The sequence below is a fragment of the Streptomyces sp. NPDC059788 genome (assembly GCF_042732265.1).
Classification (GTDB): Bacteria; Actinomycetota; Actinomycetes; order Streptomycetales; family Streptomycetaceae; genus Streptomyces.
Window position 1 is genome coordinate 77,465 of the sequence record NZ_JBHWHY010000036.1, and the last position, 14,674, is coordinate 92,138.

Annotated in this window: 11 protein-coding genes; 7 read left to right on the forward strand and 4 right to left on the reverse strand. The window is 74.6% G+C overall.

The features are described from left to right. The first annotated feature begins 94 nt into the window (after nucleotides 1-94). From ACFV57_RS28805 to ACFV57_RS28815, 3 genes are all read left to right on the forward strand, one after another. Entirely contained in the window at nucleotides 95-1,507 is a 1,413-nt protein-coding gene (locus ACFV57_RS28805) for a peptidoglycan recognition protein (protein WP_385238222.1), read from the forward strand. Nucleotides 1,508-1,580: 73 nt separating this feature from the next. After that, nucleotides 1,581-2,663, forward strand: a complete 1,083-nt coding sequence (locus ACFV57_RS28810) for a sugar phosphate nucleotidyltransferase (RefSeq protein ID WP_385238223.1) — start codon at nucleotides 1,581-1,583, stop codon at nucleotides 2,661-2,663. Between the two features lie 88 nt (nucleotides 2,664-2,751). Further along, nucleotides 2,752-3,666: a DNA-3-methyladenine glycosylase family protein gene (locus ACFV57_RS28815; RefSeq protein ID WP_385238225.1), complete on the forward strand. Its 915-nt coding sequence runs from the start codon at nucleotides 2,752-2,754 to the stop codon at nucleotides 3,664-3,666. Nucleotides 3,667-3,700: 34 nt separating this feature from the next. Here ACFV57_RS28815 and ACFV57_RS28820 read toward each other — a convergent pair whose 3' ends face one another. The 3 genes from ACFV57_RS28820 to ACFV57_RS28830 are packed head-to-tail and all read right to left on the reverse strand — an operon-like array spanning nucleotide 3,701 to nucleotide 6,546. Next, nucleotides 3,701-5,044: a coenzyme F420-0:L-glutamate ligase gene (locus tag ACFV57_RS28820; RefSeq protein ID WP_385238226.1), complete on the reverse strand. Its 1,344-nt coding sequence runs from the start codon at nucleotides 5,042-5,044 to the stop codon at nucleotides 3,701-3,703. Continuing rightward, the gene (gene cofD, locus ACFV57_RS28825) at nucleotides 5,041-5,997 is read right to left on the reverse strand and encodes a 2-phospho-L-lactate transferase (RefSeq protein WP_385238228.1); all 957 of its coding nucleotides are present in this window, start codon (nucleotides 5,995-5,997) and stop codon (nucleotides 5,041-5,043) included. Before cofD ends, ACFV57_RS28820 begins: the two co-directional genes overlap by 4 nt. Nucleotides 5,998-6,009: 12 nt before the next feature. Further along, a complete protein-coding gene (locus tag ACFV57_RS28830; protein WP_385238229.1) occupies nucleotides 6,010-6,546 on the reverse strand; it encodes a cysteine dioxygenase in 537 nt (178 codons plus the stop codon). A 688-nt stretch (nucleotides 6,547-7,234) separates the two neighbouring features. Between ACFV57_RS28830 and ACFV57_RS28835 the strand changes: the two genes are divergently transcribed. The 3 genes from ACFV57_RS28835 to ACFV57_RS28845 all read left to right on the forward strand — a co-directional run bounded on the left by ACFV57_RS28835 (nucleotide 7,235) and on the right by ACFV57_RS28845 (nucleotide 13,241). Next, nucleotides 7,235-7,498 carry a WhiB family transcriptional regulator gene (locus tag ACFV57_RS28835; protein ID WP_023588371.1) on the forward strand — a complete coding sequence of 88 codons (264 nt, stop codon included), beginning with the start codon at nucleotides 7,235-7,237 and terminating at the stop codon, nucleotides 7,496-7,498. A gap of 293 nt (nucleotides 7,499-7,791) precedes the next feature. After that, nucleotides 7,792-11,706: a glycosyltransferase gene (locus ACFV57_RS28840; RefSeq protein ID WP_385238231.1), complete on the forward strand. Its 3,915-nt coding sequence runs from the start codon at nucleotides 7,792-7,794 to the stop codon at nucleotides 11,704-11,706. Then, nucleotides 11,703-13,241 (forward strand): DUF5719 family protein, encoded by a 1,539-nt coding sequence (locus tag ACFV57_RS28845; RefSeq protein WP_385238233.1) that lies wholly within the window; start codon nucleotides 11,703-11,705, stop codon nucleotides 13,239-13,241. The genes ACFV57_RS28840 and ACFV57_RS28845 overlap by 4 nt, the downstream gene beginning before the upstream one ends. A gap of 126 nt (nucleotides 13,242-13,367) precedes the next feature. On the opposite strand, the gene ACFV57_RS28850 is transcribed toward ACFV57_RS28845, so the two are convergent. Beyond that, nucleotides 13,368-13,862 (reverse strand): metallopeptidase family protein, encoded by a 495-nt coding sequence (locus ACFV57_RS28850; protein WP_385238234.1) that lies wholly within the window; start codon nucleotides 13,860-13,862, stop codon nucleotides 13,368-13,370. A gap of 271 nt (nucleotides 13,863-14,133) precedes the next feature. Between ACFV57_RS28850 and ACFV57_RS28855 the strand changes: the two genes are divergently transcribed. Next, nucleotides 14,134-14,577: a DUF3499 domain-containing protein gene (locus ACFV57_RS28855; protein WP_385238236.1), complete on the forward strand. Its 444-nt coding sequence runs from the start codon at nucleotides 14,134-14,136 to the stop codon at nucleotides 14,575-14,577. Nucleotides 14,578-14,674: the final 97 nt, after the last annotated feature.

The following is a 14,674-nucleotide window of genomic DNA, read 5'->3' on the forward strand; positions in this document are numbered from 1 at the left end:
TCAGCCGGACGGCGGGCGGGTACGGGGCGGCCGGGCCGACGCGCCGTCAGGTCCATGAATGGCGTGTTATGTCCTATTCGTTCACGCTTCCCTCATGCGTGCCATTCTTGCTACCTCGATCGCCGTGACGTGCACCGCCGCTCTCGCCCTCCCGCTCGCCCTGCCCGCCGGAGCGTCCGCGGCAGGCCCGGCCGGCGCCTCCACCGCCGGTACGTCCCGCGCACCGGCCGCCGCACAGGCCGTACCCGACGGCATCCCCGGCAGCACCCGCTCCCTGCCTCTGCGCCCCCTGCGGACCTCCCAGCGCGGCGCGGCCCCCGACGCCCAGGGCCTGTCCGCCCACGGCGTCAGCCCGTTCTCGCTGGTCGGCGTCGTCTGGGACGACCCGGACACCGAACTGCACGGCCGCGCCCAGGTCCGTACCCGCCCCGTCGGCGGCACCGGCTGGACCGGCTGGCAGGACGTCCAGACGCACGACGACGACGCGCCCGACCCGCAGTCCGCCGAACACCGCGGCGGCCGCGTACGGGGCAGCACCGCGCCCCTGTGGGTCGGCGCCTCCGACGCCGTCGAACTGCGCGTCGCCCCGGAGCGCGACGGCAGCGGCCGGACGGCGGCCCGCCGCGCGCTGCCGGCCGGGATGCACCTGGAGCTGGTCGACCCGGGCAGGGACACCGCCCAGGTGCGCGCGGCGCGGACCGGCGAGCAGACGTCCGGCGAGGGCCGTCCGAAGCCGCCCCGCGGCAACACCGGAACCGTCGGCTCCGCCCTCGGCTCCCTGCTCGGCATCTTCCGCATCCCGGCGCTCGGCAAGCCCGCCGGCCCCGGCGACGACTACGACGACGACCCCGCGCCCCGCCCCACCAACCCCACCACCCCGCGCCCCAGCAACCCCCGCGGCCACGTCGGCCCGCGCCCGGCCATCGTCACCCGCGCCGGCTGGGGCGCCGACGAGAAGCTGCGCGAGCGTCAGTTCGCGTACACCAGGAGCGTCCGGGCGGCCTTCATCCACCACAGCGCCACCGGAAACCACTACCGGTGCGCGCAGGCCCCTTCGGTCCTGCGCAGTATCTACCGCTACCACGTCAAGAGCAGTGGCTGGCGCGACATGGGCTACAACTTCCTCATCGACAAGTGCGGCACCATCTACGAAGGCCGCGCGGGCGGTGTCGCCAAGCCGGTGATGGGCGCGCACACCCGCGGATTCAACGGCAACAGCATGGGCATCGCCGTTCTCGGGTCGTTCGAGAATGCAAACCCTCCCGCCGCGGCCGTGACCGCGGTGGCGAAGCTGACGGCGTGGAAACTCGGGCTGTACGGAGTGAACCCGCGAGCCACAACATCCCTAGTTTCCGGCGGCGGGAACCGGTTCAAGAAGGGTGTCCGGGCTAAGCTGCACGCCATCTCGGGACACCGGGACGGCTTCAACACCCAGTGCCCCGGCGACCGTCTCTACAGCAAGCTCGGCAGCGCGCGCAGTGCTGCGGCCCGCCTCCAGGGCCGCTGAAAACCAGTTCGAAAGCATCTGCCTACACTGGTCCGCCGACCGGCCGACCCCAGCAGGAAGCAGAGAAGACAAGGTGACAGAAGCGATCCTCCTGGTCGGCGGCAAGGGCACCCGACTGCGCCCGCTGACGGTGCACACGCCCAAGCCCATGGTCCCGGCCGCCGGCGTCCCCTTCCTCACCCACCAGCTGGCGCGGGCCCGCGCCGCGGGTGTGGAGCACATCGTGCTGGCCACGTCCTACCTCGCCGAGGTCTTCGAGCCGTACTTCGGCGACGGGTCCGCACTCGGCCTCCACCTGGAGTACGTCACCGAGGAGGAGCCGCTGGGCACCGGCGGCGCCATCCGCAACGTCGCCTCCCGTTTGCATTCGGCACCCGGCGAACCGGTGCTGATCTTCAACGGCGACATCCTCACCGGACTGGACATCGAGGCCCTGGTGGACACCCACCGCACCACGGGCGCCGACGTCTCCCTGCACCTGACCAAGGTCCCCGACCCGCGCGCCTTCGGCCTGGTGCCCACCGACGCCGACGGCCGGGTCACCGCCTTCCTGGAGAAGCCGCAGACCCCCGAAGAGATCGTCACCGACCAGATCAACGCGGGCGCCTACGTCTTCAACCGCTCGGTCATCGACACCATCCCCACCGGCCGCCCGGTCTCCGTCGAACGCGAGACCTTCCCCGGCCTGCTGGAGAGCGGCGCCCACCTCCAGGGCATGGTCGACTCCACCTACTGGCTCGACCTCGGCACCCCGCACGCCTTCGTCCGCGGCTCCGCCGACCTGGTGCTGGGCCGCGCCCCGTCCCCGGCCGTCCCCGGCCGCTGCGGCGAGCGCCTGATCGTGGACACCGCCGACGTCGCCCCGGACGCCAAACTCAGCGGCGGCACGGCCATCGGCGCCCGGGCCCGGATCGGCTCGGGCGCGCGCATCGACGGCAGCACCGTCCTGGAGGGCGCCGTCGTCGAGCCCGGCGCCCGCGTCCGCGGCTCGCTGATCGGCGCGGGCGCCCGCATCGGCGCCCGTACGGTCCTGGAGGGCGCGGTCATCGGCGACGGCGCGGTCGTCGGCGCCGACAACGAGCTGCGCGACGGCATCCGGGTGTGGTGCGGCGCCGAGATACCGCAGGCCTCGGTCCGCTTCTCCTCGGACCAGTAGGCCGCGAACCGGGCCGCCGCGGGCGGGCGCCGGACCTCGGGACCCCCGAGCCCCGCGCCCGCACTCCCGCATCACTTACCCTGGCCGGATGCCCGCCCCGCTCCACCGCACCTGGGTCCCGCCCGGCCCGTACGACCTGCGCCGCACCCTCGGCGTGCTCGGCCGCGGCCCCGGCGACCCGGCCTTCCGGGTGGCGGACGGCACCGTGCTGCGCGCCAGCCGCACGCCCGAGGGCCCGGCCACCCTGTGCGTACGCGCCCGGGCCGGCGCCGGACAGGTCGAGGCCGAGGCGTGGGGACCGGGCGCCGAATGGCTGCTGGACGGGCTGCCCGCCCTGCTGGGGGAGGACGACGACCCCGCGGCCTTCACCCCGCGGCACCGCCTCGTCCACGAGGCACGCCGCCGCCACCCCGGCGTGCGGCTGGCCCGCACCGGCCTGGTCCTGGAGTCGCTGATCCCCTCGATCCTGGAGCAGAAGGTCACCGCCGACGAGGCGTACCGCGCCTGGCGGCTGCTGCTCCAGCGGCACGGCGAGCCCGCTCCCGGCCCGTTCGAGCGGCTGCGCGTGATGCCCGACCCGCGCGGCTGGGCGCTGATCCCGTCCTGGGAGTGGCACCGCGCGGGCGTCGACCACAAGCGCTCGGCCACGATCCTGCGGGCCGTCCGCGTCGCCCGCCGCCTCGAAGAGGCCGCGACCATGGACCTGCCGGACGCCCTGCACCGGCTCCAGCTGGTGCAGGGCATCGGCCCGTGGACGGCGGCCGAGGCGCTGCAACGGTCCAACGGCGCGCCCGACGCGATCACCGTCGGCGACCTGCACCTGCCGCGCACCGTCGGCTACGCGCTGACCGGACGCCGCGACGGCACCGACGAGCAGATGCTCGACCTGCTCGCCCCCTACGCGGGCCAGCGGCACCGCGCCGCCCGCTTCATCCTGCTGTCGGGCCGGACGCTGCCGCGCCGCGCCCCGCGCTTTCCCGTCGGGGACATCGCCCGGCTGTAGTGACGGCCGGGCGGTGCCCCCGAAGTCAACGGACTCAGCGCACCACCACGAAGTCGTCCCCCGAACGGTCCGGCCGCGGCCGGGGCGGCGCCGCCGGGCGGCCCACGGCCACCGCGCCCATCGGGTCCCAGTCCGCCGGCAGGCCCAGCACGTCCCGTACGACGTCGCGGCAGAACATCGTCGAGGACACCCACGCCGACCCCAGCCGCTCCCCGGCCAGCGCGACCAGGAAGTTCTGGATGCCCGCGCCGTTCGCGACGACGAACATCTCCCGTTCGGCGGCGTTGCGCCGCGCGTCCGGATACGTGTGCGAGCCGTCCATGACCAGACACGGCACGACCAGGTACGGCGCGTTGCGCAGCACGTCGCCCCGGCGCACCCGCTTGGCGATCGACTCCTCGCTGAAGCCGTCCCCGCGCAGGTCGGCGATCCACGCGTCGCGCATCGCGTCGAGCAGTTCGGTGCGGGAACTCTCGGACTCCAGCAGGACGAACCGCCAGGGCGTGGTGTGGTGCGGCGCGGGCGCGGTGACCGCGGCGGCGACCGCGCGCCGTACCGCGCCGGGGTCCACCGGGTCGTCGGTGAACTCGCGGACCGTACGCCGCAGGGTCACCGCTTCCCGCACGGCCTCGGAGGTGCCCAGCCGGAACATGTCGTCGGGCGCGGACCGCACCAGTTGCCCGGCCCCCGCGTCGTCCCCGTCGCCGTCCGGGCCGTCCTCGCGCACCACGTGCGGCAGCCCGCGGACCACCGCGACCGGCAGCCCCTCCGCCTTGCCCTTCACCAGGTCGCCCGCCGCGGCCAGCTCGTCGGCGGTGGCGACCACCGTCGCGCTGAGCGGATTGCCGTACGCGTCCGTGCCGCCGCGCAGGTCGTCCAGCACCCGGACCCCGGCCGCGCCGATCGCGACATCGGTCAGCCCGCTGCGCCACGGCCGCCCGAAGGTGTCGGTGACGACGACGCCGACCCGTACACCGAGGGCGGCCCGCAGCCCGTCCCGGATCGCGCGCGCCGAGGCGTCCGGGTCCTCGGGCAGCAACAGCACCGTGCCGGCCGGGGTGTTGGAGGCGTCCACGCCCGCCGCCGCCATGACCAGGCCCTGCCGGTTCTCGACGATGCGCAGGGTGCCGCGGCGTGCCACGACCCGTACGGTCTCCTGGTCGATGGCCGCCTCGCGGTCGGCGGCCTCCATAACCCGGCCCTCGGCCTTGCTGACGATCTTCGAGGTGACCAGCAGCACATCGCCGTCGGCGAGTCCGGGCAGCCCGTCGGCGGTCGCCGCGGCCGCGACGACCTTGGCGAGGTCGTCACCGGCCCGCACCTCGGGGACGCCGGGCAGCGCCCACACCCGGTACGCGGCCGGCCCGGGGCCGCTCACGCGCGGACCTCCTCGGCCAGCGCCAGGGCCTCGCGGGCCATCGCCGCGGTCGCGTCCAGGTCCGTCATCATCAGCGGTACGGCCTTGCAGCGGATGCCCGCCTCCTCGACGTCGGCCACCGCGCCCGCGTCCACCGTGTCGACCAGCCAGCCGTCCAGCAGCCCGGAACCGTAGTGCCTGGCCACCGCGGCGGCCGTCGACTCGACGCCGACCGCGGCGAGGACCTTGTCGGCCATGCCGCGCACCGGCGCGTCGCCGACGATCGGCGACAGCCCGACCACCGGTACCCCGGCGTCCGCGATCGCCTCGCGGATGCCCGGCACCGCCAGGATCGTGCCGACGCTGACCACCGGGTTGGACGGCGGGAAGAGCACCACATCGGCCTCGGCGACGGCCTCCAGCACGCCCGGCGCGGGCTTGGCCTGCTCGGCGCCGACCGGCACCACCGCGTGCGCGTCGACCGAGGCGCGCAGCCGTACCCAGTACTCCTGGAAGTGGACGGCCTTGCGCTCACCGTCGACGTCCACCGCGACATGGGTCTCCACCCGGTCGTCGGACATCGGCAGCAGCCGCACCCCCGGCTCCCAGCGCGCGCACAGCGCCTCGGTCACCGCGCTGAGCGGGTATCCGGCGCCGAGCATCTGCGTACGGACGATGTGGGTGGCGAAGTCGCGGTCGCCGAGCCCGAACCACTCGGGCCCGACCCCGTACGCCGCCAACTCCTCCTTCACCCGGAAGGTTTCGTCGACGCGCCCCCAGCCCTGCTCCTCGTTGATGCCGCCGCCGAGCGTGTACATCACGGTGTCGAGGTCCGGGCAGACCTTCAGCCCGAACAGATGGATGTCGTCACCGGTGTTGCCGATGACCGTGATGTCGGCGTCCGGCGCCGCTGCTTTCAGACCCCGCAGGAAGCGGGCGCCGCCGATGCCGCCGGCGAGAACCACAATGCGCATGGGGCCAGCATGTCAGGGAGCGACGGCCCGGTGGGAGGCGGCCGCCGCGCAGCGGGCGGTGTGCATCGGCATGTCGGTCAGGCCGGGGAAGTACACGTGCAGGCTGACGGCGGGTGCCAGCGCGTCGTTGACGACCTCGTGGACGTAGCCGGGGGCGAAGACGCGCTGTGCGCCCGCAGTGAGGGTCCGGTGCGCGCTCGCCGTACGTTCGCTCAACTCGCCTTCCAGCACGGTCAGTACGCCGGAGGAGGGGCCGTGGTCGTGGCGTCCGCTGCCCTGGCCCGGGAGCCAGCTCAGCAGCCACACCTCGTAGCCGGTCGAGGGGCCGCCGGCAGGGGCGGGGACGGAGCCGGCGGGGACGGAGTGCAGCCGGTGGTACCAGCGGGTGGTCGCGTCGTAGCGCACGAGCGGGGCCCAGCGGTCCCGGTCGGCGGCGATCTCCCGGGCGAGGCCCGCGAAGCCGGCGACGGTGGAGGGGTGCGCGGGGACGGGCGGGAGCAGGTGCGGGACGGCCAGCGGGTCGCCGGCGATCTGGACATCGCTGTTCATGTGCGGGAATTCCTCGGCAAGGTGCTCAGGTGGCGCGGATGGAGTGCGCCGCCGCGCGGGACGCGCGCGGCGGTCACGGGAGCCGTGCGGGGTGCAGCGGGCGCTGCGGATGCTGCGGGGAAAAGAAGCCGGAGCTCGGTGGCGTCAACAGCTGGAACAGCGACAGCGGGCCTGGGCAGCGCAGCGGGACCCGTAGGCACGGGTCAGGCGGAGCGCAGGAATCGCTGGCATGCATGCAAGGAGACCGGGTACTCGGCCCCATGTCAACCGGGTGTCTGTTTTGGGGGATATGTTTCACCTCATCCGGTTACTGCGTCCGGCGAAAGGTTTGTGCAGACGAGGTGTGGAGCAGACGGCCGACATCCGCGCACTCCCTGACGCCGTTGCGGTCTCGTGACCTGAATGTGACCTGTCCCGCTTCGGCGCGCGCGGTGCAACGGCTGCGCTGCCCGCCGCGTCCTTGGGTGTGAGAGGGAAGTTACGGGTGATACGGCTGAGGAAGTGTCCTGTTTTTTGCCGATTTGAACACTTTCTGCATACGCTTGGTTCCGCAGAGTGAATAAGGGGCCCAATAGCAGATCTCGGCTTGACTGGCCCGGATCGGCACACTTGTAATTTCACTCGTGTCGTTCAGCCGTCATCGGTAACGGCTGCATCACGGGGACGCAAAGACAGACGAGGGGCGCACATGACCGAGCTGTTCCAGGAATTGCTGGTCGAAGACGCGGACGAGGAGCTCGGCTGGCAGGAGCGCGCGCTGTGCGCCCAGACCGACCCCGAATCCTTCTTCCCGGAGAAGGGTGGCTCCACCCGCGAGGCCAAGAAGGTCTGCCTCGCGTGCGAGGTCCGCTCCGAATGCCTTGAATATGCCCTCGCCAACGACGAACGCTTCGGCATCTGGGGCGGACTGTCCGAGCGCGAGCGACGCCGGCTCAAGAAGGCAGCGGTCTGACGTCCAGCGCGACGGCCCGGCGGCCGGGCCACCGATTCTCCCTATATCCCCCTATAGACAACGGTCCGCCTCCGGTGCCCACGTGCCGGAGGCGGACCGCTGCGCACGCGGCAGACGGACGCCGTCCGCCGAACCATTAGTGTGGGGCCGCGTCCGAGGCGCACCGACGCCCTGACGGGCACCCGGCCACGACACGTGCCGTCGGCCGCACCGCGTCGCAGTCCGTCGCAGTCCACAGCGCAGCGCTATGCCGGGGGAGGACCCCGAGACCCCCGGGGAGGGCCCCTACCTCGATGTCCGTGCACAGTCAGCCGGCCGCCCAGGCCGCGCAAGCCGCCGCCCAATACCACGACGGCACCCCCGAGTTCCCCCGGCACGTCGTCACCGCAGTGCTCGTCTCCCACGACGGCGAACGCTGGCTGCCCGACGCGCTGGCCGGACTGCTCGGCCAGGAACGCCCGGTGCAACACGCCGTCGGCGCCGACACCGGCAGCGCCGACGGCTCCGCCCGGCTGCTCGGCGAAGCCCTCGGCGACGACCGGGTGCTGCACCTCGCCCGCCGCTCCGGATTCGGCACCGCCGTCGACGAGGCCGTCCGCACCGCCCCCGTCCTCGGCCCCGACGACCTGCCCTACCTGCGCCGCCCCAGCGGCTGGGACCCCGTCAGCCGCACCTGGCGCGACGACGCCTACGACCTGCCGGAACTGCCGCACGGCGAACCCGTCCAGTGGCTGTGGCTGCTGCACGACGACTGCGCACCCGAGCCCGACGCGCTCACCGAACTGCTGCGGGTGGCCGACGCCAGCCCCGCCACCGCCGTCATCGGCCCCAAACTCCGCAGCTGGTACGACCGCCGGCAGCTCCTCGAAACCGGCGTCAGCATCGCCCGCAGCGGCCGCCGTTGGACCGGCCTGGACCGCCGCGAACAGGACCAGGGCCAGCACGACCAGGTACGCCCGGTGCTCTCCGTCTCCAGCGCGGGCATGCTCATCCGGCGCGACGTGTACGAACAGTTGGGCGGCTTCGACCGCCGGCTGCCCCTGATGCGCGACGACGTCGACCTGTGCTGGCGCGCCCAGGCCGCCGGACACCAGGTCCTCGTCGCCCCCGACGCGGTCCTGCGGCACGCCGAGGCATCCGCCCGCGAACGCCGCCCCATCGACTGCGTCGGCCGCTCCGTCGCCAGCCCCCACCGCGTCGACAAGGCCGGCGCCGTCTACACCCTCCTCGCCAACACGCGCGGCGCCCTCCTCCCGTACGTCGCCCTGCGCATCGTCCTCGGCACCCTGCTGCGCGTCCTCGCCTACCTCGTCGGCAAGGTCCCCGGCCAGGCCCTCGACGAACTCGCCGGACTCTTCGGCACCCTGCTGCGCCCCGGCAAGATCCTCGCCGCCCGCAGAAAACGCGGCCGCCCCACGACGGACGCGAGCGAACTGCGGCCGCTCTTCCCGCCGCCCGGCGCGACCGTACGGGCCACCGTCGAACAGGTCGCCGGCAACCTCGCCGGCCGCTCCGCCCCCGAAGCCGCCTCCGCCGGACGGCACGGCGCCGTCGAGTCCGGACCCGGCGGCGACGACGCCGACTACCTGGAGATCGAGCAGTTCGCCCGGCTCAAGCGGATCGCCCGCGCACCGGCCCCGGTGCTCTTCCTCCTCCTGCTCGCCGTCTCCCTCGTCGCCTGCCGCTCCCTGCTCGGCTCCGGCGCGCTCACCGGCGGCGCCCTGCTGCCCGCCCCCGGCAGCCTCGGCGACCTCTGGTCGGCCTACCTCGACGGCTGGCACGCCACCGGCACCGGCAGCACCGCCGCCGCGCCCCCGTACCTCGCCGTCCTCGCCCTGGTCGCCACCTTCTTCCTCGGCAGCACGGGACTCGCCGTCACCGTCCTGCTCGTGTGCTCCGTACCGCTCGCCGGACTGAGCGCCTACTTCGCCTCCCGGCCGCTGGTCGGCTCCCGCCTGCTGCGCGCCTGGGGCAGCGTCGTCTACGCCTTCCTGCCCGCCGTCACCGGCGCCCTCGCCGGCGGCCGCATCGGCACCGCGGTCCTCGCGATCCTGCTCCCGCTCATGGCACGCGCCGCCATCGCCGCCGGCGGCCTGCGGCTGACCCCCGGCACCCGCCCGAGCTGGCGCGCCGCCTGGGCATACGCCCTGCTGCTCACCTTCACCACCGCCTTCACCCCCGTCGTCTGGCCCGTCGCGGTCCTGCTCGGCATCGCCCTGCTGGTCCTGCGCGCCCTGGACGGCAACCGCGGCCTGCTCCTGGCCTACGCGCTGCGCTTCCTCGCCGTCGCCGTCACCCCGCTCGTCGTCCTGGCGCCCTGGTCGCTGTCGCTGCTCAGCCACCCCTCCCGCTTCTTCCGCGAAGCCGGACTGGATCTCGGCGCGGGCTCGGCCTCCGTACTGGACCTCGTCGGCATCAGCCCCGGCGGCCCCAAGGCCGTGGGCGGCGTGCTGCTCCTAGGCATCGTGCTGGCCGCGCTGGCCGCCACCCTGCGCGACGACCGGCAGCTCGCGATCCGTACGTCCTGGGCCGTGGCCGTGACGGCGCTGCTGTTCGCCGTGCCGGCCAACCGCTCCGCCTGGGCCGGACCCGCCGCCCTCGTCTACGGGCTGGCGCTGCTGTGCGCCGCCGCCGTCGGCGCCGAGGGCATCCGCTCCCGCATGGAGACCCTCGGCTTCGGCTGGAAGCAGCCGGTCGCCGTGCTGATCGCGCTGTCCGCGCTGCTCGCCCCGCTGTACGCGGCGGCCAGCTGGATGATCACCGGCGCGGCCGGGCCGCTGGAGCGCCGCGCCGCCGTACAGGTCCCCGCCTTCGTCGCCGAGGACTCCGGCTCCGTCGACCGCGCCCGCACCCTCGTCCTCGACGGCCGCGCCGGTCACGTCGCGTACACCCTGGTACGCGGCTCCGGCGCACGCCTGGGCGACGCCGACATCGCCACCGCGACCGGCGAGGACAAGCGGCTCGGCGGCATCGTCGCCAACCTCGTCGCCGGCTCCGGCGCCGACCAGACCAACCAGCTCGGCGGCTACGCAGTCCGCTACGTCCTGGTCCGCGACGGCGCGCCCCGCGAGATGAGCCGCGTCCTGGACGCCACACCGGGCCTGATGCGGCTCAGCCAGGACGACGGCAGCGCCCTGTGGCGCGTGAACCAGCGCGTCTCGCGCGTGTCCATCGTGCCGGGGGAGACCAAGGACGGGACGCGCACCGGCGTCGCCGCCGCCCCCGTCCCGGTCCCGGCGGGCCCCGTCGAGTCCCACACCGACCTGCCCGCCGGCCCCGACGGCCGGGTGCTGCGCGTCGCCGACACCGCCGACGCGGGCTGGCAGGCCACCCTGGACGGCAAGGCGCTCAAGCCGGTCAAGCTGGACGGCTGGGCGCAGGGCTTCGAACTGCCCGCGACCGGCGGCCGCCTGGACCTCACCTACGACGACCCCATGGGCCACACCGCGTGGATGTGGGCGCAGGGCCTGCTCGCCGTGGTCCTGGTGGTGCTCGCCCTGCCCGGCCGCCGCCGCGAGATCGACGACGACCTGCCCGAGGACGGCGTCGCCGCCATGGCCGCACCGGCCGCCGCGGGCGAGGGCCGCCGCGCCCGGCGACTGCGGGCCGCGCAGGCCGCCGACGCCCCCGGAGGCGGCCCGGAACCGGGCATCCCGGCCGCGCGGACCGGCGACGAGCCGGAGCCCGACCCGATGGCGGGCCCCCCGGCCGCCGACCCGATGGCCGGTCAGGCCGCCGACCCGTACGCGGCCGTGCCGCAGCAGCAGGGCTACGACCAGCAGCACGGGTACGGGCAGCAGCTGTACGAGCAGTGGCAGGCGCCGGATGCCGCGCAGGGACAGGACCAGCCCCAGGTGCACGGGCAGCCCCAGGCCCCTGGCGGGCCGGTCTACGCCCCGGACGACCCGTATCAGGGCGCGCAGCCGCCGTACGGGCAGGAGGCCCAGGGCGGGCAGCCGTACGGGCAGGACGCAGGCGCGCAGCAGTACGGGCACGACCAGTACGGCCGGCCGTACCCGGGCGGAGCCGTCCCCTACCAGGCCGACCCGGAACAGGCCGCCGCCCCCTACCAGCCGGGCGTCTACGACCCGTACCACTACGGCCAGCAGCCACCCCAGCAGCCGCCGCACCAACAGCCCTACGACGACGGCACGACGTACCCCGGCTCCTACCCCGAGCCCCGCCGCGACGGGAGCGACCAGCAGTGAAGCGCACCATCATCTCCCTGATCGGCGCGGCCGTCGCGCTCGGCGCGGTCACCGGCGTCGCCGCCGTCGCCGCGCCGGACGGGCCGCGGGACACCGCGGCCAAGGGCGCCTCCCGGCTGCCCGTCGAACGCTCCGCGCTGCTGTGCCCGCCGCCCACCTCGTCGGAGGTCGGCGACACCACGTACACCGCCTTCACCCCCAAGGGGCAGGGCGGCAAGGCCGGCTCGCGGGGCACCGCCGGACTGCTGCCCGCGCAGCCCGGCAAGCAGGACGGCAAGGGCAAGAGCAAGGGCAAGGACGGCGGGCAGGGCGCGGCCGCGCAGACGGACGCCAAACCCGTCGCGCCCCTGAAGGAGCCCGGCACACCGGTCACCGCGACCACCGACCGCGCGGACGCCCCCGCCCTCGTCGGAGCCGCCGACGGCTCCCTCGCGCCCGGCTGGGCCGTCCAGCAGACCACCAGCGTCGCGGCCGGCAACGGACGCGGCCTGCTCGGCCTGTCCTGCACGGCACCCGAAACCGACTTCTGGTTCCCCGGCGTGAGCACCGGCAAGGACCGCCAGGACTACGTCCACCTCACCAACCCCGACAACACCCCGGCCGTCGTCGACCTCGACCTGCGCGGCAAGGACGGCCCACTGAAGTCCGCCTCCGGCGAGAACATCACCGTCCCGCCGCACGCCACCCTGCCGGTCCTGCTCTCCACCCTGACCAGCGCGCCCGCCCAGGACGCGGCGCTGCACGTGGTCGCCCGCGAGGGCCGGGTCGGCGCCTCCGTACAGGCCGCCGACGCGAAACTGGGCGGCGACTGGCTGCCCGCCGCGGCCGACCCCGCGCCCGGCGCGGTGCTGCCCGGCATCCCCGCCGACGCCACCGCCGTCCACCTCGTCGCCGTCGCGCCCGGCAAGGAGGACGCCGACCTCAAGGTGCAACTGGCCACCCCGAACGGCCTGATCACCCCGGCCGGACTGGAAACCCTGCACGTCAAGAGCGGCATGACCGCGTCCGCCGACCTCAAGGACCTCACCAAGGGCGAGGCCGGCTCACTGGTGCTCACCCCGGCGAACGGCTCGAAGGCGCCGGTCGCGGCGGCCCTCCAGGTCACCCGCGGCAAGGGCGACAAGCAGGAGATGGCCTTCATCCCGGCGACCGGGCCGGTCGGCGCGCGGGCCACCGCCGCCGACAACCGGGAGCAGGGCAGCACGCTGTCCCTGGTCGCGCCGGAGAAGGGCAAGGACGCCAAGGTCACGGTCACCGCGTCGGCGGGCAGCGGGGGCGGTACGCCGGTGTCGAAGACGTACACGGTCAAGGGCGGCAGCACCCTCGCCGTCGAACCGCCGCGCCCGCAGGGCCTCAAGGGCTCCTACGCGCTGACCGTCGAACCCGCGGCGGGCAGCGGCCCGGTGCACGCGGCGCGGACGCTGGCGCTGCCGCAGGGCGGCCTGCCGGCCTTCACCGTGCAGACGCTGCCGGACGATCGGGGGACCGTGGTGGTGCCGACGACGGGGGAGGATCTGTCGCTGTTGACGGGGTGACGGGGTGACGGGCGACGGGACGGCTGGACGGTGGGCCGAGGGGCGCGCCGTCCGCGTCCCCGGCGCCGTCCGTGTCCGTCCGCGCTCCGGCGCCGTCCGCGCTCAAGTGCCGCCCGCGCTCCGGCGTCAGTCCTGCCCGTACCGCGGGTCGACCGACTCCGGCGCCAGGCCGAGCAGCTCGGCGACCTGCTCGACGACGACCTCGTGGACCAGCAGCGCCCGTTCGTCCCGGTTCTTCGTACGGATCTCGACCGGGCGGCGGTAGACGATCACCCGTTCCCGCTGGTCACCGGTGGCGGGCAGGAGCCGGCCCAGCGGCACCGCCTCCTCGTCGGCGGCGAGCCCGGCATCCCCGTCGGGGCCGAATCCGGGCACCTCGACGACCAGGAAGTCCACGTCCGCCAGCTGTGGCCAGCGCCGCTCCAGCCGGTCCCGGGAGTCGTAGACCAGGTCGACGAAGGCGTCCGCGCGGCTCACCGAGAGCGGCACCTGGGGCGGCGCGACCGGGCCGCGCATACCGCGGCCGTGGCGGTCGCGCCGTCGCGGGCGGGGCCCCGGGGCCGGGATCCGCTGGGCAGGGTTTCCTCCGGCGTCGGCTGGAGGAGGTACGGGGCTGTCCATCAGAACCGAGCGTAACCGTCCGAGGGCAGGCGGCGCGGGAGAGCGGCCGATCCGATGCCATGTCGTCGAGTGACCGGTCGTAGGCTCGTTGAGTCCGTTTGCGGCCGGACATCGGATCATGAGGAACATGGGGAATGACATGAAATGCACAGAGTCGTGACGGGTTTCGACGCCCTGCGCCGTCCGGCGCAGCGTTCGCAGCGCGGTCCGGCCCGAGCGCCCGCAGGTCAGGCGCACCGGACGAACCAGGACGACACGGTCGGGTGAGGTCGTGGAGAGTCATCGCGGCCCGCTCAAGAGTGCGGTACCGTCCAACGTCGTGAGCCCTGTACGTCGCTGTTCGCGCACTGCGTGCGGCCGCCCCGCCGTCGCAACGCTGACGTACGTCTATGCGGATTCGACCGCCGTGCTCGGACCGCTCGCCACCTACGCCGAGCCCCACTGCTACGACCTGTGCGCCGAGCACTCCGAGCGGCTGACCGCGCCGCGCGGCTGGGAGGTCGTGCGTCTGGCCACCGACACCGGTCCGGCCCGCCCCAGCGGCGACGACCTCGAAGCGCTCGCCAACGCGGTGCGCGAGGCGGCCCGGCCGCAGGAGCGCGCGGCCGGCGGCGGCAACGGCCCACAGGTCAGCGGACCGAACGGGCGCGACGCCCACCCGATGGAGGTCGCCCGGCGGGGGCACCTGCGGGTGCTGCGCTCGCCCGACCCCTGATCGCGGGCCACGCGCCGCACTGCTGCCGGCGGGGTGGGGGCGTGAGCCGCCCGCCCCGCGCCTCCCGTCACTTCCGCCCGCGGCATTGACGCCGCCT